Here is an 18,641-nt window from a genome sequence, read left to right as displayed (position 1 = left end):
TCCGCCGCCTCGACCACCGACGCTGAACGCCGGCACGCTCTGCGTGCATAATGCGCCGGACCCTCAGGCGCCCACGCATGACCGCACCGCTCCCTCCCCGCCGCCCACGCTGGCGCAATCTCGCCCTGCTGGCCTTGCTGCTGGCGCCCTTGCTGTGGCCGTTGCAACAGCTCGCCGAGCGCTATTACCGCAACGAACTGACCGAACAGAACCGCCAGACCCTGGACCTGTACGTCGCCAACCTGCTCGGCACGCTGAATCGCTACGAGGTGCTGCCGCGCATCCTCGGCGATCTGCCCGCTCTGCGCGCCGTGCTGCAAGAGGATTCGCCACAGGTGCGCGACAACGCCAATCGCCTGCTCAAGCGCCTGCGCAAGCAGACCGGTGCCGACGTCATCTACCTGATGGCGACCGACGGCAACACCCTGGCCGCCTCCAACTGGGATGAGGAAGACAGCTTCGTCGACCGCAACTTCGCCTTCCGCCCCTACTTCCGCCAAGCCTTGGATGGACACCTAGGGCGCTTCTTCGGCCTCGGCACGACGTCCGGCAAGCGTGGCTACTACTTTGGCGCAGCGGTGCGCGACGGTGATCAGGTGCTCGGCGTGCTGGTGGTCAAGGTCGACCTAGATCACACCGAGACACTCTGGGGCAGCACGCCGGAGCAATTGCTGGTGACCGACAACTTCGGCGTGGTGATCCTCACCTCGCGACCGGAGTGGCGGTTCCGCGCCACCCGCGGGCTGGGCGTCGAGGAGCGCGAGCAGATCGCCTTCGATCAGCCCTATCCGACCCTGTATCCGCAGGACCTGACACTGGACATCGACGCCTGGCTGATCCAGAGCCGCGAGCTCAAGGAGACCGGTTGGACGGTGCGTATTCTCGCGCCGGTGAACCTGGTCGAACGCCCGGTGCGCACCGTCGTCGCCATCGGCGCCGCCACACTGCTGGCGCTGCTGCTCTGGCTCGGCCTGCTGATGCAGCGCCGCCGGCACTTCCTCGAACGGCTGGCGCTGGACAGCCAGGCACGTCAGCAGCTCGAGCAGCGGGTGCAGGAGCGCACCCGCGATCTGGAGGCGCTGAACAGCCGGCTCAAGGTCGAGGTGCTCGAGCGCGAGCAGGCCCAGCAGGAACTGGTGCGCGCCCAGGACGAGCTGTTGCAGGCCGGCAAGCTGTCGGCGCTGGGCACCATGTCGGCGAGCATCAGCCACGAACTCAACCAGCCGTTGGCGGCCATTCGCAGCTACGCCGACAACGCCGGCGTGCTGCTCGAGCACGGCCGCACCAGCGAGGCAAGTGACAACCTCCGGCTGATCAGCGAACTGACCGCGCGCATGGCCTCGATCATCGCCCACCTGCGCGCCTTTGCCCGCCGCGACCAGCACGCGCCGGAACGGGTGGCGCTGCAGCCGGCGCTGGACGATGCCCTCGCCCTGCTCGCCAAACGCCGCCAGGCCATGGGTGTCGAGCTGATCCGCGATCTGCCGGAGGCAACCCTCTGGGTGCAGGCCGGCGAAACGCGGCTGCGGCAGATTCTCGCCAACCTGCTGGCCAACGCCCTCGACGCCCTGGCCGAACGCCCGCAACCACGGCGTATCTGGCTGCGCGCCGAACGCGAAGGCGACGGCGTGCTGCTGAGCCTGCGCGACAATGGCCCAGGCTTCTCTGCCGAGGCATTGCAGCGCGCCCGAGAGCCCTTTTTCACCACCAAGACCAGCGCTCAGGGCCTGGGCCTCGGCCTGGCGATCTGCGATACCCTGATCCGCGCCCTGGGCGGAGAGCTGCGCATGAGCAACCATCCCGAGGGCGGCGCGCAGCTCGGCCTGTTCCTGCGTAGCGCCGAACCCGGCGTGGCCTTTCCCAGCGAGGACCATCTCCAATGAGCAGCGACACCCCGATCAGTGCCCAGGCCCAGGTGGTGCTGATCGACGACGATCCGCATCTGCGCCAGGCGCTGAGCCAGACCCTCGACCTGGCCGGGCTCGAGGTGGTCAGCCTGGGCGATGCTCGCGGCCTGGCTGCACGCCTGCCGGCGGACTGGCAGGGGGTGGTGGTCAGTGACATCCGCATGCCTGGAATTGACGGGCTGGAGCTGCTGCAACAGCTGCGCGCACGCGACAACGAGCTGCCGGTGATCCTCATCACCGGGCACGGTGACATCCAGCTGGCGGTGCAGGCCATGCGCGCCGGCGCCTACGACTTCCTGGAAAAGCCTTTCCCCAGCGAAGCGCTGCTGGACAGCGTGCGCCGCGCCCTGGCGTTGCGCCAGCTGGTGCTGGACAACCGCTCCCTGCGTCTGGCCCTGGCCGACCGCCAACAGCTGTCGGCGCGCCTGCTCGGCCAGTCCCGGGCGATGCTGCGCCTGCGCGAGCAGATCGGCGCACTGGCCGGCACCCAGGCTGATGTCCTGATTCTTGGCGAGACCGGCGCCGGCAAGGAGGTGGTGGCGCGTGCGCTGCACGACCTGTCGAACCGGCGAAACGGCCCCTTCGTCGCGATCAACGCCGGCGCCCTGGCCGAATCGGTGGTGGAGAGCGAGCTGTTCGGCCACGAGCCCGGCGCCTTCACCGGCGCGCAGAAGCGCCGGATCGGCAAGTTCGAGTTCGCCAATGGCGGCACGCTGTTCCTCGACGAGATCGAGAGCATGAGCCTCGATGTGCAGGTCAAGCTGCTGCGCCTGCTGCAGGAGCGGGTGGTCGAGCGGCTCGGCGGCAACCAGTCGATCGCTCTGGACATCCGCGTCATCGCCGCGACCAAGGAAGACCTGCGCGTGGCCGCTGACCAGGGCCGCTTTCGCGCCGACCTGTACTACCGGCTCAATGTCGCGCCGTTGCGTATCCCTTCGCTGCGCGAACGCAGCGAAGACATCCTCCTGCTGTTTCAGCATTTCGCCGAAGCCGCCGCCCAGCGCCATGGCCTGCCGATCCGCGAGCTGCAGCCGGAGCAGCGTGCCGTGCTGCTGCAACACGCCTGGCCGGGCAACGTACGCGAACTGCAGAACACCGCCGAGCGCTTCGCCCTCGGGCTGGGGCTGGGGCTGGACGTGCCGGGCAGTGAGCCAGCGACCAGCCTCGCCAGCGGCGGCAGCCTCGGCGAGCAGGTCGATGCCTTCGAGCGCGCGTTGATCGCCGCCGAGTTGAATCGTCCGCATGGCTCGCTGCGCAGCGTCGCCGAAGCCCTCGGTCTGCCGCGCAAGACGCTGCACGACAAACTGCGCAAGCATGGCCTGAGCTTCGCCGACGCTGGCGGAAGCTCGCCCGATGACAACGACTAGATGGCGGAAAACCGCCATCCAACCTGCCTTTCAACGGTTCCGCTTTGCTCCCCTGCATCGCCTTCGACGCTTCACGGCCGCCGCTGGAATCGTGAAAAGGTGCGACCTAGACGCGCTTGTCGATAATCCGACATACAAAGTTCAACCATCGGCTGGGTAAACTTCCGGCGCACAGGAGGTACTGCTGCTTCTGGCACAGGCATTGCTCCTGCAACCCAACGAACTGAATGGAACGAGTCGCAACCGGCCATCGCCCTGCGCATTTGCCGCCTAGACTTGCCCTGCCGGTTCCTGCCGGAGACGCCCCGTGGCGCTCCATCCACAACAAGAGGAAACATCCAATGTTCAAACTGACTGCCAAGGCGCTGGCATGCGCCCTGTCGCTGAGCATCGCTGGTCTGGCCCACGCGGCTGACCCGATCACCATCAAGTTCTCGCATGTGGTCGCCGAAAATACGCCGAAAGGCCAGGGCGCCCTGATGTTCAAGAAACTGGTGGAAGAGCGTCTGCCGGGCAAGGTCGAGGTGCAGGTTTACCCGAACTCCTCGCTGTTCGGTGATGGCAAGGAAATGGAAGCCCTGCTGCTGGGCGACGTTCAGCTGATCGCCCCGTCGCTGGCCAAGTTCGAACACTACTCCAAGGGCGTTCAGGTCTATGACCTGCCGTTCCTGTTCGATGACATCGCGGCAGTCGACCGCTTCCAGAAGAGCGAGGCCGGCCAGAGCCTGCTGCGTTCCATGGAAGACAAGAACATCACCGGCCTGGGCTACTGGCACAACGGCATGAAGCAGCTGTCGGCCAACAAGGAACTGCGTGAGCCGAAAGACGCACGCGGCCTGAAGTTCCGCGTACAAGCGTCGGCCGTGCTGGACGAGCAGTTCAAGGCGCTGCGTGCCAACCCGCGCAAGATGAGCTTCGCCGAGGTGTACCAGGGCCTGCAGACCGGCGTGGTCAACGGTGCCGAGAACCCCTACTCGAACATCTACTCGCAGAAGATGCACGAAGTTCAGAAGCACATCACCGAGTCCGACCATGGCCTGCTGGACTACATGCTGATCACCAACACCAAGTTCTGGAACGGCCTGCCTGCCGATGTGCGTGGCGAGCTGGAAAAGATCGTGGAAGAAGTCACTGTTGAGGTGAACAAGCAGGCCGACGACCTGAACCAGAAGGCCAAGGCTGACATTCTGGCCGCCGGCACCACCGAGATTCTTGTGCTGACTCCGGAAGAGCGTGCCAAGTGGCGCGAAGCCATGAAGCCGGTGTGGAAGAAGTTCGAAGGCGAAATCGGTGCTGACCTGATCAAGGCCGCCGAAGCTGCCAACCAGGCTAAGTAAGCCTTTGCCGAGGGGCGGGCTCCCGCCCCTTTGCTGCACTACTCAGCGATACCGACAGCTCAGTGAAAAAACACAGCAGCTGAAGAAGATGAGGCCCGCACCAAGGGCTGACAGGCATGGCCGAGGCGATCCCGGGCCGCGCCGCTTCGACAGTCACAACAAGAGTTTTTCATTGCTCTGTCCCCCAGCCTGCCCTGGCTGGTTCACGGCGCACCTCCGTGCTGCCTTCGATACAACAAGCAGTCCATCGGGAGATGTCATCCATGAACGCCCTCTGGCGCGTCTGGGACCACTTCGAGGAAGGTTTCATCGCCTTTCTGTTGGCCGCCATGACACTGGTGACCTTCGTTTACGTGATCCTCAACAACCTCTACACCCTTTTCTACGACCTGGGCGACCGCTTCGAGGGAAGCGCCGACTTCTGGTTCGCCATCGGTGATTTCATCATCGGGCTGGCCCAGTCCATGACCTGGAGCACCGCGCTGACCAAGGCGCTGTTCGCCTGGCTGATCTTCTCCGGCCTCGCCTATGGCGTGCGCACCGCCGGCCACATCGGCGTCGATGCGCTGGTCAAGCTGGCACCGCGGCATATCCAGCGTGTCATCGGCATCATCGCCTGCCTGTTCTGCCTGGGTTACGCCGGCCTGCTGACCGTGGCCAGCTTCGAGTGGATCCAGACCCTGTTCATCGCCAACATCGGCGCCGAAGACCTGGGCCATATCGGCATCAAGCAGTGGCACATCGGCATGATCGTGCCGTTCGGCTTCGCCATGGTGTTCATCCGTTTCGCCGAAATCTTCGTACGTATCCTGCGCAACGAGCAGACCGGCCTCGGCCTCGCCGATGAAGCGGCCGATGCGTTGAAGCATGGCGAAGAGGAGCCCAAGTAATGACCATCCTGTTCCTGTTCGTAGCCCTCTTCGTGCTGATGTTCATCGGCGTGCCGGTGGCCGTGTCCCTCGGCCTGGCTGGCTCGCTGACCATCATGATCTTCAGCCAGGACTCGGTGCGCTCGCTGGCGATCAAGCTGTTCGAGACCTCCGAGCACTACACCCTGCTGGCAATCCCGTTCTTCCTGCTGGCCGGCGCCTTCATGACCACCGGCGGGGTGGCCCGTCGCCTGATCGACTTCGCCAACGCCTGCGTCGGCCACATCCGTGGCGGTCTGGCGATCGGTGCGGTGCTGGCGTGCATGCTGTTCGCCGCGCTATCCGGCTCGTCGCCGGCCACCGTGGCCGCGGTCGGCTCCATTGCCATCGCCGGCATGGTGCGCTCCGGTTACCCGCAAGCCTTCGGCGCCGGCATCGTCTGTAACGCCGGTACCCTGGGCATCCTGATTCCGCCGTCGGTGGTCATGGTGGTCTATGCCGCCGCCACCGAAACCTCGGTGGGCAAGCTGTTCATGGCCGGCGTCGTCCCGGGCATCCTGCTCGGCGGCGCGCTGATGCTGGCGATCTACATCATCGCGGTGAAGAAGAACCTGCCGGCACTGCCGCGCGCCAGCTTCCGCGAGTGGCTGTCCGCCGCACGCAAGGCGGTCTGGGGCCTGCTACTGATGGTGATCATCCTCGGCGGCATCTACTCGGGCATGTTCACGCCCACCGAAGCGGCAGCGGTCGCGGCGGTGTATTCGGCCTTCGTCGCGCTGTTCGTCTACAAGGACCTGACCTGGCGCGAGTGCCCGAAGGTGCTGCTGGAGTCCGGCAAGCTGAGCATCATGCTGATGTTCATCATCGCCAACGCCATGCTCTTCGCCCACGTACTGACCACCGAGCAGATTCCGCAGGCGATCACCGCCTGGGTGATCGAAGCCGGGCTGCAGCCGTGGATGTTCCTGCTGGTGGTGAACATCGTGCTGCTGGTCGCCGGGGCCTTCATGGAGCCGTCGGCGATCATCCTGATCCTGGCGCCGATCCTGTTCCCGATCGCCGTTCAGCTGGGCATCGACCCGATCCACCTCGGCATCATCATGGTGGTGAACATGGAGATCGGATTGATCACGCCACCGGTGGGCTTGAATCTGTTCGTCGCCTCGGCGGTGACCGGCATGCCGGTGACCCAGGTGATCCGCGCGGTACTGCCATGGCTGGCACTGATGCTGAGCTTCCTGGTGATCATCACCTACGTGCCGTCGATTTCCCTGGGGCTACCGAACATGCTCGGCATGTAGCACGAAGCACTGACTTCCCTTTAGCCCGGCCTGTGCCGGGCTTTTTTTGTCCGCGCGAATGCCGATACGGGCTCGTCAGAGCGCCAGCACATCCGCCGGTCGCCGGCGGAACCAGCCAGTCAGCGAAAGGCGGTCGGCCTGGGTCACCAGCACTTCATGGGGAAAATCGCCGGAAAGGAACACCACCAGATTGCCGGCCAGCGGTGGCACGTCCAGCTGCGAGCCGTCGGCCAGGTGCATCCGCAGTTCGCCAGCGTGGGCGGGTTGCCAATCCGGATTCAAATACAGCACGGCGGTGACCGATCGGCTGTCGTCATCGCGAAAGCGGTCCAGGTGGGTCTGGTAGAAGGCGCCCGGCGGGTAGAAGGCGAAATGGCACTCGAACTCCTCGAGCCCGAGGAAGAGCTCGCGGTTGAGCTGCTGGCGCAGGCCGTCCATCAGCTCGAGGTAGTCGTCGCAGACCGCCGACTGGCCTGGCTCCAGCCACTGGATATGGTCGCTGCGAATGCCTTCGCGCACCGCCTGCGCCTCGCCGCGGCCGACCGCGGCGGGCGCCAGCGCGCCCTCGGCCTCGCGCCTGCGGCACTCGTCGGCCAGCTTGTGGGTCACATCACTGGGAAGGAAAGAACTCTGCAGCGACCAGCCGCGCTCGGCGAGATCGTCGATGATCGAAGAGAACTGCAAGGAAGTGACTCCGAAGGGATACCGCAGGAGTCTAGGGTCTGTTGAGACTCCACCACAAGCTGCCTCGCTGTGCCAATCACAGCCACATTCGCGCGCCTCGACAAGCGGCTGTCGGGGCACGGAAAATGAACCGCCCGCCAGACAGGAGTTTCCATGCGCGCCCTCTTGACCTGTGTCTTGCTGACTTTCAGCCTCGCCAGCTTCGCCGACACCTATGAAGAACTTTACGAGACCGCCGGCTGGACCGAACAGCGGGCCAATTTCTCCGATGCGCTGACCGCCGCGCAGCAGCGCTACAAGGACACATTGCCGCCCGCGGTATTCCAGACCCTGGTGACCAACAGCAACCGCCGCTTCGCCTCGCACGCCATCGACCAGCGCGCGCAGCAGGCGCTGCGCGAGCACTTGGCCGAGCCGCAACCGGCGCTGGAGTTCTTCCAGTCGACCCTGGGTCGCAAGATCGTTTCAGCAGAAGTGCTTGCCGCTCGCCGCGAACAGCTGGCTCAGCACGCTTCAGGCCTGCCGCGGATGGAAGCCGGCAGCAACCGGCAGCTGCTGATCCGCCATCTGGCGCAGGCGCTGCCGGCCAGCGAAGCGGGTGCCGAAGTCAGCTTGGCGCTGGCCGGTGTCGCCGCCGACAGCCTCAGTCAGATGATTCCCGGGCTGCTCGGCGGCAACCAGGCGCAGAGTCTACTGAGCAGCCAGCGCCAGCGGATGATCGAGCAGATCGAGGGCGACCTGGATAACACGCTGCTGTATGTCTACCGCGATCTGTCCGATGCCGAGCTCGAGCAATACCTCGAGTTCGCCCGCTCCGATGACGGCAAGGCGTACTACCAGGCCGCGCTGCAGGCCCTGCGTGCCGGCCTCGCCGTGGGCATGAGCGGCACCGAGCTGGAGCCGCAACAGGGCCTCTGACCGGCCGGCGTCAGCCGAGACGCTCGCGGAGAAAATCGAAATAGGCGCGACGTATCTCCTCGCGCTCGTTCACCAGATGATGCCGCGCATCGGGCAGGCGCAGGATTTGCGCAGCGGCGAACTTGCTTTCGAGTATCGGCAGGTTATGTCGCCAGTCCACCGTCATGTCGGCCTCGCCCTGCACGATCAGCGGCGCATGCGCGCTGTCGGCGGCGCCTTCTATGCGCGGAATCCAGCGCGACAGCGCACCAACCCAGGCGGTGGGCAGAATATCGGCCTGCAGCGGATCGCGCGTCTGGACGAACTCGAGGAAGGCCGGGTCGCCGGAGTTGTCGCTGAACGAGCGACGAATCTGCCGCACGAACGGCCGCAGCAGCTCATAGCTCAAGCGCGAGCGCAACCAGGCCCTTGGCCGTACCAGCGGCGCGAGGAGGATGGTCCGCCCGAGGTCCGGGTTCTCCGCTTGGTGTAACAGGTGGTCCAGGGCAATGGCGCCGCCGGTGCTCTGGCCAAGCAGATGCCAGGGCCGCGGCAGATCGAGTTGACGAGCCTGCTCGAACAGACCGGCCAGCACCGCCTGGTATTCGTCGAACTCGTTGATGCTGGCGACGGGCCCGCTGGACAGGCCGTGGCCTGGCAGGTCGCAGGCCAGCACGGCGAAGCCCATCTCCAGCCCCCAATCGACCACATGCCGATACAGACCCATGTGGTCATAGTAGCCATGCAGGATCAGTAGGCTGGCGTGCGGCTGTTCCGGCCACCAGGCCTGCGCGACGACATCGTAGTCGTGCACGCGAAAGCGCCCCAGGCGGCGCTGAATGGACTGACGATGGGGCAGATCGAGGCCGTAGTAGGCCTGATAGTGAAGGGTCTCGGCGCTCGCCTCGACGGCTTCGGACAGAGCCGGCAGGCTGTTGCGCAGACGCTCGGGCTGGATACGCGCGGACATGGACATTCTTCGATTGCGTTGAGCTGGGATATTCAGCTCTGCATCGCCGCATGGCAAGCTTGCGCACCTTGTCCGGGGTTCCGTCATGACTAGTCGCCGCAAGTATCTGATCGCCGCGTTGATCGCCCTGCTGTGGGCAGGTGCCATGCTGGCTGCGTTCTGGTGGTTCGAGGCGCGCTACCTGCGCACCTTCGAGGGCGAGCGCGCCGAGCTGTTCTCGGGTGATGCGCTGCAGCTGCCCGCCGCCCTGCAAGGACCCGGCCCGGTCCGCTTCGTGCACTTCTGGGATCCCGGCTGCCCGTGCAATGTCGGCAACCAGCAGCATCTGCAGGAGCTGCTCGAGCGCTTCGCCGATCAGCCGGTCGCCTTCTACGAGGTGCGCAAGCCCGGCAGCCAGGGCCGCCTGCCGCAACCACTGGCCTCGCTGAAAGCGCTGGAGGGGCTCATCGGTGCCGAACAGCTGCCGGCCAGCCCCGCGGTGGGCATCTGGGACCAGCATGGTGAGCTCGTCTATATCGGGCCCTACAGCGAGGGGGCGGTGTGCAGTTCGGACAACAGCTTCGTCGAACCGATCGTCGAAGCGGTGCTCGCGGGGCGCAAGGTGCGCGCGACCCACTCCCTGGCGGTGGCCTGCTTCTGTGACTGGCAGGGTTGAGGCTTAGCGGCAGTGTAGGTACGCCGGTGATGGCTTCCTAGGCGCCACGAAAAAGGGCGCATCGCTGCGCCCTTTTTCGCTTCCCGGGAACGCTCAGCTATGCGCCGATGGCGGTACCAGCACCTTGCGGCTGTCGATCACCTGACGCCAGGTTGGATTGCCAGCGGTTTCATCCATCGCCTGCTGCATCGCGCGGATGCGGCGCTTCTCGGCACGCCGGGTGAGATACCAGGCAAGGAAGGTGGCCAGCGACACGCTGAGCAGGATCAGACTGGCCACCGCGTTGATCTCCGGCTTCACCCCCAGGCGCACGGCGGAGAAGATCTCCATCGGCAGGGTGGTCGAGCCGGGGCCGGAGACGAAGCTTGCCAGCACCAGATCGTCCAGCGACAGGGCGAAGGACAGCATGCCGCCTGCGGCCAGCGACGGTGCGATCATCGGCATGGTGATCAGGAAGAACACCTTCCACGGCCGCGCACCGAGGTCCATCGCCGCTTCCTCGATGGACAGGTCGAGCTCGCGCAGGCGCGCCATCACCACCACCGCAACGTAGGCCGAGCAGAACGTGGTGTGAGCGATCCAGATGGTCACCAGCCCGCGCTGCGCCGGCCAGCCGACCAGTTGCGCCATGGCCACGAACAGCAGCAGCAGGGACAGACCGGTGATCACCTCGGGCATCACCAGCGGCGCGGTGACCAGGCCACCGAACAGCGTACGACCGCGGAATACCGGGATACGCGTGAGCACGAAGGCGGCCATGGTGCCGAGCGCCACCGCGGCAATCGCGGTGTAGGCCGCGACCTCCAGCGAGCGCATCACCGCGCCCATCAGCTGGGAGTTGTCGAGCAGGCCGGCGTACCACTTCAGCGACCAGCCACCCCACACCGTCACCAGCCGCGAGGCGTTGAACGAGTAGATGACCAGGATGACCATCGGCAGGTAGATGAACAGCAGCCCGAGCACCAGGATCAGGTTGGAAAAGCTCCAGCGCCTCATAGCTTGCCCTCCAGTTCCTTGGCTTGGTTCCGGTTGAACAGGATGATCGGTACCAGCAGGATCGCCAGCATCACTACCGCCAGTGCCGAGGCCACCGGCCAGTCGCGGTTATTGAAGAACTCCTGCCACAGCACCTTGCCGATCATCAGCGTCTCCGGACCGCCGAGCAGCTCGGGGATGACGAACTCACCCACCACCGGAATGAATACCAGCATGCAGCCGGCGATGATGCCGTTCTTCGACAGCGGTACGGTGATCTTCCAGAAGCTGGTGAGGTTGCGCGCGCCGAGGTCGGAAGCTGCCTCGAGCAGGCTCGGGTCGTGCTTCACCAGGTTGGCGTAGAGCGGCAGGATCATGAACGGCAGGTAGGAATAGACCACGCCGATGTACACCGCCGTATCGGTGTTGAGAATCTGCAGCGGCGCATCAATCAGGCCGAGCCCCTGCAACAGTCCGTTGAGTATGCCGTTGCTGCTGAGGATGCCCATCCAGGCATAGACGCGAATCAGGATGGCGGTCCAGGTCGGCATCATGATCAGCAGCAGCAGGACCGTCTGCAGGTCCTTTCGCGCACGGGCAATGGCATAGGCCATCGGATAGCCGATCAGCAGGCAGAGCAGCGTGCTGAAGAAGGCGATCCGCAGCGAGCCCAGGTAGGCCGCCAGATACAGCTCGTCTTCGCTGAGGAAGATGTAGTTGCCCAGGTTGATCAGCACCTGCAGCTGCTGGTCGGCATAGGCGAAGATGTCGGTGTACGGCGGAATGGCCACATCCGCTTCGGCAAAGCTGATCTTCAGCACGATGGCAAAGGGCAGCAGGAAGAACAGCATCAGCCACAGGAAGGGCACGCCGATGACCAGTCGGCGCCCGGTGTTCAGGGGCGAGCGCTTCATGCCTGCAACACCACGCCGCTGTCATCCCACCAGTAGACGTACACCTCTTCCTCCCAGGTCGGCAGCTTCACGTGGCGCTCGGCGTTGGCCATGAAGGCCTGCAGCACTCCGCCGGACGGCAGCTTGATGTAGTACACCGAGTGGCCGCCGAGGTAGGCGATGTCGTGCACGACGCCCTTGGCCCAGTTGTAGCCCGGGCGCTCCAGTTCCGGCAGTTCGGTGCCGATCAGCAGCTTTTCCGGGCGGATCGCGTAGGTGATCTGCTTGTCCTGGGCGCGGGTACTGATCCCGTGGCCGACGTAGATCGGGTTCTCCAGACCGGGCGAGGCGATGATGGCGTGGTCACCCATGTCCTCGACCAGCTCGCCGTCGAACAGGTTGACGTTGCCGATGAACTCGCAGACCAGACGGCTCGCCGGCGTTTCGTAGATATCCATCGGGCTGCCGACCTGGGCAATCCAGCCCAGATGCATGATGGCGATGCGCTCGGCCATGGTCATGGCCTCTTCCTGGTCGTGGGTGACCATCACGCAGGTCACGCCGACACGCTCGATGATCTGCACCAGTTCCAGCTGCATCTGCGAGCGCAGCTTCTTGTCCAGCGCACCCATGGGTTCGTCGAGCAGCAGCAGCTTGGGGCGCTTGGCCAGCGAACGGGCCAGGGCGACGCGCTGGCGCTGGCCACCGGACAGCTGGTGCGGCTTGCGCTTGGCATACTGGGTCATCTGCACCAGGCCGAGCATCTCCTTCACCCGCGCTTCGACTTCTTCCTTCGGCAGGCCATCCTGCTTCAGGCCGAAGGCGATGTTCTGCTCCACCGTCATGTGCGGGAACAGCGCGTAGGACTGGAACATCATGTTGATCGGCCGCTCGTAGGGCGGCATGTCGGTGATGTCCTGTCCGTCGAGAAAGATACGCCCCTCGGTGGGCCGCTCGAAGCCGGCGAGCATGCGCAGCAGCGTCGACTTGCCCGAACCCGAGCCGCCGAGGAGGGCGAAGATCTCGCCCTGGTGGATGCTCAGCGAGACATCATCGACCGCCACCGTTTCGTCGAACTTCTTGGTGACGCGGTCGATCTTCAGCAGCACCTGCTTGTTCTTGCTCTCGCCACTGAGGGCTTTCTTGTAGGCGCTGGAGGCAACGGCCATGCGCGAACTCCCGAAATGAAAATGGTTGGCCCGGCCATTGCCGGAAATCTAATGATCGTTGCAGCGGGCACGCCTGCTGGCACACCCCGGCAGAGCGGGCTGCGCTTGGCCAAGGCGGGCCGGGCCAAGCGCAGCCGCTCCGGAGCTCACTTGCCGGATTTCACCTTGGTCCAGGTGCGCGTCATCAGCCGCTGAACCTTTGGCGGCAGCTCGGCCGAAACGTAAAGCCGGTCGAGCGTTTCCTGCGGCGGATACACCGACGCGTCCTGCCGCACCTCCTGATCCATCAGCTCGCCCGCCTTGAGGTTGGGATTGGCGTAACCGACATAGTCGCTCACCGCGGCAATCACCTCGGGACGCAGCAGGTAGTTGATGAAGGCGTGGGCTTCGTCGACGTTACTGGCATCGGCAGGGATGGCCAGCATGTCGAACCAGAGGTTGCCGCCTTCCTTGGGAATGGCGTAGGCGATCTCGATGCCCTTGCCGGCTTCCTCGGCACGGGCGGCGGCCTGGAACACATCACCGGAGAACCCGGCGGCGACGCAGATATTGCCATTGGCGAGATCGGAAATGTACTTCGACGAGTGGAAATAGCGCACATGCGGCCGCACGGCCAGCAGTTTCTCCTCAGCCATCTGGTAGTCCGCGGCATTCTCGCTGTTGGGGTCCAGGCCCAGGTAGTTGAGCATGGCCGGGATCATCTCATCGGCCGAATCAAGGAAGGCGATGCCGCAGCTGGCCAGTTTCGCAGCGTTCTCCGGCTCGAAGATCACCGCCCAGGAGTCGATCTTGTCCACGCCGAGCGCCGCCTTGACCTTCTCGACGTTGTAGCCGATGCCGTTGGTGCCCCACAGATAAGGCGCCGCGTAGGCGTTGCCGGGGTCGTTCTTCTGCAGCTGCTTGAGCAGGGCCGGATCGAGGTTTTCCCAGTTCGGCAGCTTGGACTTGTCCAGCTTCTGGAAGGCGCCGGCGCGGATCTGCTTGCCGAGGAAATGGTTGGAGGGCACCACCACGTCGTAACCGCTGCGGCCGGCGAGCAGCTTGCCTTCCAGGGTTTCGTTGGAGTCGAAGACATCGTAGACGGGCTTGATCCCCGTCTCCCTCTCGAACTCTTCCAGCGTCGTTTCGCCGATGTAATCCGACCAGTTGTAGACATGTACGGTGGCAGCCTGGGCGGCTGTCGCTCCGGCTACCGCGGCGGCGACGATCAGCGACTTGAGGGTCGAGCGCATGGGATGAGTCCTCTTGTTACAGGCCGCGCATGTCCCGGCGGGAAAGGCCGGCCTATTTATTGGAAAAACCTCTGGAAATCAACAGATTTGGTGCAACTGCCACTGCAGTTTCAGGGCAGGTGGAGACGAGGGCAGATGACGTGGCTGCAAAGGCTTCAAGCATTCCGTGTCCTCGTGCTGGTGTTCCAAGCGCGGATTGCCCCGGCGCCCGGATCGGGTGCATGCACCGGCCGGCATCGCCCGGCCGGTGTACGCAGTCGCCTCAGCGACCCGACTTGATCTTGGTCCAGCTGCGCGTCATGGCACGCTGGGTCTTCGGATCCAGATCGGGGAAGGTGTACAGCTTCTTCAGCACGTCCTGGCTCGGGTAGATGCCCGGGTCGGTGCGGATCGCCTCATCCAGCAGCGGGGTAGCCGCGGCGTTGCCGTTGGGGAACTGCACGTAGTTGGTGATGGAGGCCATCACTTCGGGCTTCATCAGGTAGTTGAGGAAGACGTGGGCACTCTCGACGTTCTTCGCGTCGGCCGGCACCGCCAGCATGTCGAAGAAGCTGCCGGCACCTTCCTTCGGAATCTTGTAGCTGACGTTGACCCCGTTGGCCGCTTCCTCGGCGCGCGACTTGCCCTGGTAGATGTCGCCGGAGTAGCCGATCGCCACGCAGATGTTGCCGTTGGCGAGGTCGGAGATGTACTTGGAGGAGTGGAAATAGGCCACATGCGGACGGATCTGCATGAACAGCTCCTCGGCCTTCTTCAGTTCGTCGGCCTTGCCGCTGTCCGGGGCATAGCCCAGATAGTGCAGCGCGGCCGGCAGCATTTCGGTCGGCGAGTCGAGGAAGGCGACGCCGCAGGACTTCAGCTTCTCGATGTTCTCCGGCTTGAACACCAGGTCCCAGGAATCCACCGGGGCATTGTCGCCCAGCGCGGCCTTGACCTTGTCGACGTTGTAGCCGATGCCGATGGTGCCCCACATGTAGGGGATCGAGTACTGATTGCCCGGGTCACTCGGTTCCAGCGCCTTGAGCAGATCCTTGTCGAGGTTTTCCCAGTTCGGCAGCTTGGACTTGTCCAGCTTCTGGAACACGCCGGCCTTGATCTGCTTGGCCAGGAAGGGGTTGGAGGGCACTACCACGTCGTAACCGGAGCTGCCGGCCAGCAGCTTGGCTTCCAGCACCTCATTGCTGTCGAAGACGTCGTAGACCACCTTGATGCCGGTTTCCTTGGTGAAGTTCTCCAGGGTGTCTTCGGCGATGTAGTCGGACCAGTTGTAGACGTGCAGCACCTTTTCCTCGGCCTGCGCAGCTCCGGCTAGGGTGCCGGCCAGCGTCATGGCAAGTAGGGTCTTGGCGAAGGGATTCATCCGTGCAGCTCCTGTTGTCATCGTTAGTAGGGGCAGTGGAACAGGCCATGAACAGCGTGGCGGCCTGGGTGTGCCGGCATCGACACACCCCGTGGTAGGTCTGGCTTCCAGCACGCGCGCAGTCTGGCAAGGTCAGGCCCTTTTTTTCAACAAGCCGAGCGCAATCGGCGGTGCGAAGGGCGCCTCTGGCCCAGCCTCCACCGGCTGCCGCGAATCAACCGCGCACGTCCTTGGCCGTCGCATCCAGACACAGCCGTACCTTGCCGATCAGCTCGTCGATCTGCTCCTCGCTGATCACCAGCGGCGGCGAGATGATCATGGTGTCGCCGACCGCACGCATCACCAGGCCGTTGCGGAAGCAGTGCTCGCGACAGCGCATGCCCACATCGGCATCGGCGAAACGTTCGCGGGTCTTCTTGTTTTTCACCAGTTCCAGCGCGCCGAGCAGACCGGCACCACGGGCTTCGCCCACCAGCGGATGCTCGACCAGTTCCTGCCAGCGAGACTGCAAATAGGGTGCCGTCTTCGTCTTGACCCGCTCGACGATCTTCTCCTCGCGCAGGATGCGGATGTTCTCCAGCGCCACAGCGGCGGCCACCGGGTGCCCCGAATAGGTGAAGCCGTGATAGAACTCGCCGCCCTCGTTGAGCGTCTGCACCACTTCGTCACGCACGATGACGCCGCCCATGGGGATGTAGCCGGAGGTCAGGCCCTTGGCGATCGGCATCAGGTCGGGCGTGAGGCCGTAGTAGTCGCTGCCGAACCATTCGCCGGTCCGGCCGAAGCCGCAGATGACCTCGTCGGCCACCAGCAGGATGTCGTGGCGCGCAAGGATTTCCTTGATTCGGGGCCAGTAGCTGTCCGGCGGGATAATCACGCCGCCGGCGCCCTGAATCGGCTCGGCGATGAAAGCGGCGACCTTGTCCTCGCCAACTTCGAGAATCTTCTGCTCCAGCTGGTCGGCGATGCGCAGGCCGAACTCCTCCGGGCTCATGTCGCCGCCCTCGCCGTACCAGTAGGGCTGGTCGATGTGCTCGATGCCGGGGATAGGAAAATCGCCCTGCTCGTGCATCGCCTTCATCCCGCCCAGGCTGGTACCGGCAACCGTGGAACCGTGATAGCCGTTCCAGCGGCCGATGATCACCTTCTTCTCCGGCCGGCCCTTGATTGCCCAGTAATGGCGCACCATGCGCAGCACGGTGTCGTTGGCCTCGGACCCCGAGCCGGTGAAGAACACATGATTCATGCCGGCCGGGGCGATGTCGGCGATCGCCTTGGCCAGCGCCACGGCGGGCGGGTGGGCGGTCTGGAAGAACAGGTTGTAGTACGGCAGCTCGCGCATCTGGCGGGTCGCGGCCTCGACCAGTTCCTCACGGCCGTAGCCGAGATTGACGCACCACAGCCCGGCCATCGCATCAAGGATCTTGTGCCCTTCGCTGTCCCACAGGTACACACCCTCGCCGCGGGTGATGATGCGCGTGCCCTTGGCGTTCAGCGCCTTGTAGTCGGTGAACGGCGGCAGGTGATGGTCGCGGCTCAGCGCTTGCCAGTGCAGGGTTTGCGAATCGCTCATCAGTCACCTCTCGTTAAAGTTCGTGCATGGTCGGTGAACGCCAAAATCGCATCCACCCTGCGGCCGGCTCCGGCGGAAGCGGCCTTACACCGACAGCATCAGGAATTCCCGCTCCCAGGAGCTGATCACGCGGTGGTAGTTCTCCTGCTCGGCGCGTTTGACCGCGACGTAGCCGGTGATGAATTTCGGGCTCAGGTATTTCTCCAGTTCGCGGCAGGTTTCCATCCGCTCCAGCGCCGCTTCCAGCGTCAGCGGCAGGCGCAGATTGCGGCGCTCGTAGCCGCGGCCCTTGACCGGCTGGCTCGGTGGCAGCTGCTCGACCATGCCGATGTAGCCGCACAGCAGGCTAGCGGCGATGGCCAGGTAGGGGTTGGCGTCGGCGCCTGCGAGGCGGTTCTCGACGCGGCGGTTCTGCGGGTCGGAATCCGGCACGCGCAGGCCCACGGTGCGGTTCTCCTCGCCCCATTCGACGTTCACCGGCGCCGAGGTATCGGGCAGGAAGCGGCGGAACGAATTGACGTTCGGCGCGAACATCGGCAGCAGCTCGGGGATGTACTTCTGCAGGCCGCCGACGTGGTGCAGGAACAGCTGGCTCATGGAGCCGTCTTCATTGGAGAAGATATTGCGCCCGGTGTTGAGGTCGATGACGCTCTGGTGCAGGTGCATCGCGCTGCCCGGCTCGCCGGTCATCGGCTTGGCCATGAAGGTGGCGGCGACGTTGTGCTTGAGCGCTGCCTCGCGCATGGTGCGCTTGAATACCAGGATCTGGTCGGCCAGGTGCAGCGCCTCGCCATGACGGAAGTTGATCTCCATCTGCGCGGTGCCTTCCTCGTGAATCAGGGTGTCCAGATCCAGGCCCTGCGCCTCGCACCAGTCGTACATGTCCTCGAACAGCGGGTCGAACTCGTTGGCGGCATCGATGGAGAACGACTGGCGGCCGGTTTCCTGGCGACCGGAACGACCGATCGGCGGCTGGAACGGCAGGTCCGGGTCCTCGCAGCGCTTGGTCAGGTAGAACTCCATCTCCGGCGCGACGATGGGCTGCCAGCCGCGATCGGCATACATCTTCAGCACACGCTTGAGGATGTTGCGCGGCGACAGCTCGATAGGGTTGCCCATCTTGTCGTAGGTGTCGTGGATCACCTGGGCGGTGGGCTCGATCGCCCAGGGCACGAGGAACACCGCGTTCGGATCGGGCCGGCAAAACATGTCGATGTCCGCCGGGTCGAGCAGCTCGTAGTAGATGTCATCCTCGACGTAATCGCCGGTCACAGTCTGCAGCAGCACGCTTTCCGGCAGGCGCATGCCCTTCTCGTCGAGAAACTTGTTGGTCGGTGAAATCTTGCCGCGAGCGATCCCGGTCAGGTCGCTGATCAGGCACTCTACTTCGGTGATCTTGCGTTCTTTCAGCCAGCCGGTGAGCTGGTCGAGCTTGATACTCATGTTGACCTC

Annotated in this window: 16 protein-coding genes; 7 read left to right on the top strand and 9 right to left on the bottom strand. The window is 64.5% G+C overall.

Features of this window, described 5'->3' with window-relative positions; all coding sequences use genetic code 11:
- Positions 1–77 precede the first annotated feature (77 nt).
- The 5 genes from OUY36_RS00405 (at position 78) to dctM (ending at position 6,781) form a co-directional block, all read left to right on the top strand.
- Positions 78–1,883, top strand: coding sequence for a sensor histidine kinase (locus OUY36_RS00405; protein ID WP_267936192.1), 1,806 nt, complete (start codon positions 78–80; stop codon positions 1,881–1,883).
- On the top strand, positions 1,880–3,274 hold the full coding sequence (locus OUY36_RS00400) for a sigma-54-dependent transcriptional regulator (RefSeq protein ID WP_102839173.1): 1,395 nt from the start codon (positions 1,880–1,882) through the stop codon (positions 3,272–3,274). The genes OUY36_RS00405 and OUY36_RS00400 overlap by 4 nt, the downstream gene beginning before the upstream one ends.
- A gap of 341 nt (positions 3,275–3,615) precedes the next feature.
- A complete protein-coding gene (gene dctP, locus OUY36_RS00395; RefSeq protein ID WP_063540326.1) occupies positions 3,616–4,611 on the top strand; it encodes a C4-dicarboxylate TRAP substrate-binding protein DctP in 996 nt (331 codons plus the stop codon).
- A 263-nt stretch (positions 4,612–4,874) separates the two neighbouring features.
- The gene (locus OUY36_RS00390) at positions 4,875–5,501 is read left to right on the top strand and encodes a TRAP transporter small permease (RefSeq protein WP_063540325.1); all 627 of its coding nucleotides are present in this window, start codon (positions 4,875–4,877) and stop codon (positions 5,499–5,501) included.
- Complete coding sequence (gene dctM / locus OUY36_RS00385; RefSeq protein WP_156245639.1) at positions 5,501–6,781, top strand: C4-dicarboxylate TRAP transporter large permease protein DctM; 1,281 nt, start codon at positions 5,501–5,503, stop codon at positions 6,779–6,781. Before OUY36_RS00390 ends, dctM begins: the two co-directional genes overlap by 1 nt.
- 75 nt (positions 6,782–6,856) lie before the next feature.
- Here the strand turns inward: dctM and OUY36_RS00380 are convergent, their stop codons facing one another.
- Positions 6,857–7,465: a 2OG-Fe(II) oxygenase gene (locus OUY36_RS00380; protein WP_063540323.1), complete on the bottom strand. Its 609-nt coding sequence runs from the start codon at positions 7,463–7,465 to the stop codon at positions 6,857–6,859.
- 153 nt (positions 7,466–7,618) lie between these two features.
- Between OUY36_RS00380 and OUY36_RS00375 the strand changes: the two genes are divergently transcribed.
- Positions 7,619–8,383, top strand: coding sequence for a hypothetical protein (locus tag OUY36_RS00375; RefSeq protein WP_267931668.1), 765 nt, complete (start codon positions 7,619–7,621; stop codon positions 8,381–8,383).
- Positions 8,384–8,393: 10 nt separating this feature from the next.
- Here OUY36_RS00375 and OUY36_RS00370 read toward each other — a convergent pair whose 3' ends face one another.
- A complete protein-coding gene (locus OUY36_RS00370; RefSeq protein ID WP_063540321.1) occupies positions 8,394–9,332 on the bottom strand; it encodes an alpha/beta hydrolase in 939 nt (312 codons plus the stop codon).
- 85 nt (positions 9,333–9,417) lie between these two features.
- Between OUY36_RS00370 and OUY36_RS00365 the strand changes: the two genes are divergently transcribed.
- On the top strand, positions 9,418–9,987 hold the full coding sequence (locus tag OUY36_RS00365) for a DUF6436 domain-containing protein (RefSeq protein WP_267936186.1): 570 nt from the start codon (positions 9,418–9,420) through the stop codon (positions 9,985–9,987).
- 93 nt (positions 9,988–10,080) lie between these two features.
- On the opposite strand, the gene OUY36_RS00360 is transcribed toward OUY36_RS00365, so the two are convergent.
- The 7 genes from OUY36_RS00360 to OUY36_RS00330 all read right to left on the bottom strand — a co-directional run bounded on the left by OUY36_RS00360 (position 10,081) and on the right by OUY36_RS00330 (position 18,632).
- Complete coding sequence (locus OUY36_RS00360) at positions 10,081–10,983, bottom strand: ABC transporter permease subunit (protein WP_156245643.1); 903 nt, start codon at positions 10,981–10,983, stop codon at positions 10,081–10,083.
- Complete coding sequence (locus OUY36_RS00355) at positions 10,980–11,876, bottom strand: ABC transporter permease subunit (RefSeq protein ID WP_267936180.1); 897 nt, start codon at positions 11,874–11,876, stop codon at positions 10,980–10,982. The genes OUY36_RS00360 and OUY36_RS00355 overlap by 4 nt, the downstream gene beginning before the upstream one ends.
- Complete coding sequence (potA, locus tag OUY36_RS00350; protein ID WP_063540317.1) at positions 11,873–13,024, bottom strand: polyamine ABC transporter ATP-binding protein; 1,152 nt, start codon at positions 13,022–13,024, stop codon at positions 11,873–11,875. The genes OUY36_RS00355 and potA overlap by 4 nt, the downstream gene beginning before the upstream one ends.
- 146 nt (positions 13,025–13,170) lie before the next feature.
- Complete coding sequence (locus tag OUY36_RS00345) at positions 13,171–14,256, bottom strand: polyamine ABC transporter substrate-binding protein (protein ID WP_267936178.1); 1,086 nt, start codon at positions 14,254–14,256, stop codon at positions 13,171–13,173.
- Positions 14,257–14,518: 262 nt separating this feature from the next.
- Positions 14,519–15,616 (bottom strand): extracellular solute-binding protein, encoded by a 1,098-nt coding sequence (locus OUY36_RS00340; RefSeq protein ID WP_156245644.1) that lies wholly within the window; start codon positions 15,614–15,616, stop codon positions 14,519–14,521.
- A gap of 214 nt (positions 15,617–15,830) precedes the next feature.
- Positions 15,831–17,189, bottom strand: a complete 1,359-nt coding sequence (locus tag OUY36_RS00335) for an aspartate aminotransferase family protein (RefSeq protein ID WP_267936174.1) — start codon at positions 17,187–17,189, stop codon at positions 15,831–15,833.
- A gap of 84 nt (positions 17,190–17,273) precedes the next feature.
- A complete protein-coding gene (locus OUY36_RS00330; RefSeq protein ID WP_063540313.1) occupies positions 17,274–18,632 on the bottom strand; it encodes a glutamine synthetase family protein in 1,359 nt (452 codons plus the stop codon).
- Positions 18,633–18,641 lie beyond the last annotated feature (9 nt).

This window comes from Stutzerimonas sp. R40042, assembly GCF_026642215.1.
Lineage (GTDB): Bacteria > Pseudomonadota > Gammaproteobacteria > Pseudomonadales > Pseudomonadaceae > Stutzerimonas > Stutzerimonas frequens.
The sequence above is the reverse complement of the archived record's forward strand: the minus strand, read 5'-3'. Positions and strand labels throughout refer to the sequence as shown.

Coding starts and splice junctions, on each gene's coding strand:
- OUY36_RS00365 (WP_267936186.1), top strand. CDS start 9,418: ATGACTAGTCGCCGCAAGTATCTGATCGCCGCGTTGATCGCCCTGCTG.
- OUY36_RS00335 (WP_267936174.1), bottom strand. CDS start 17,189: ATGAGCGATTCGCAAACCCTGCACTGGCAAGCGCTGAGCCGCGACCAT.
- OUY36_RS00345 (WP_267936178.1), bottom strand. CDS start 14,256: ATGCGCTCGACCCTCAAGTCGCTGATCGTCGCCGCCGCGGTAGCCGGA.
- OUY36_RS00355 (WP_267936180.1), bottom strand. CDS start 11,876: ATGAAGCGCTCGCCCCTGAACACCGGGCGCCGACTGGTCATCGGCGTG.
- OUY36_RS00390 (WP_063540325.1), top strand. CDS start 4,875: ATGAACGCCCTCTGGCGCGTCTGGGACCACTTCGAGGAAGGTTTCATC.
- potA (WP_063540317.1), bottom strand. CDS start 13,024: ATGGCCGTTGCCTCCAGCGCCTACAAGAAAGCCCTCAGTGGCGAGAGC.
- OUY36_RS00370 (WP_063540321.1), bottom strand. CDS start 9,332: ATGTCCGCGCGTATCCAGCCCGAGCGTCTGCGCAACAGCCTGCCGGCT.
- OUY36_RS00400 (WP_102839173.1), top strand. CDS start 1,880: ATGAGCAGCGACACCCCGATCAGTGCCCAGGCCCAGGTGGTGCTGATC.
- dctM (WP_156245639.1), top strand. CDS start 5,501: ATGACCATCCTGTTCCTGTTCGTAGCCCTCTTCGTGCTGATGTTCATC.
- OUY36_RS00340 (WP_156245644.1), bottom strand. CDS start 15,616: ATGAATCCCTTCGCCAAGACCCTACTTGCCATGACGCTGGCCGGCACC.
- OUY36_RS00330 (WP_063540313.1), bottom strand. CDS start 18,632: ATGAGTATCAAGCTCGACCAGCTCACCGGCTGGCTGAAAGAACGCAAG.
- dctP (WP_063540326.1), top strand. CDS start 3,616: ATGTTCAAACTGACTGCCAAGGCGCTGGCATGCGCCCTGTCGCTGAGC.
- OUY36_RS00405 (WP_267936192.1), top strand. CDS start 78: ATGACCGCACCGCTCCCTCCCCGCCGCCCACGCTGGCGCAATCTCGCC.
- OUY36_RS00375 (WP_267931668.1), top strand. CDS start 7,619: ATGCGCGCCCTCTTGACCTGTGTCTTGCTGACTTTCAGCCTCGCCAGC.
- OUY36_RS00360 (WP_156245643.1), bottom strand. CDS start 10,983: ATGAGGCGCTGGAGCTTTTCCAACCTGATCCTGGTGCTCGGGCTGCTG.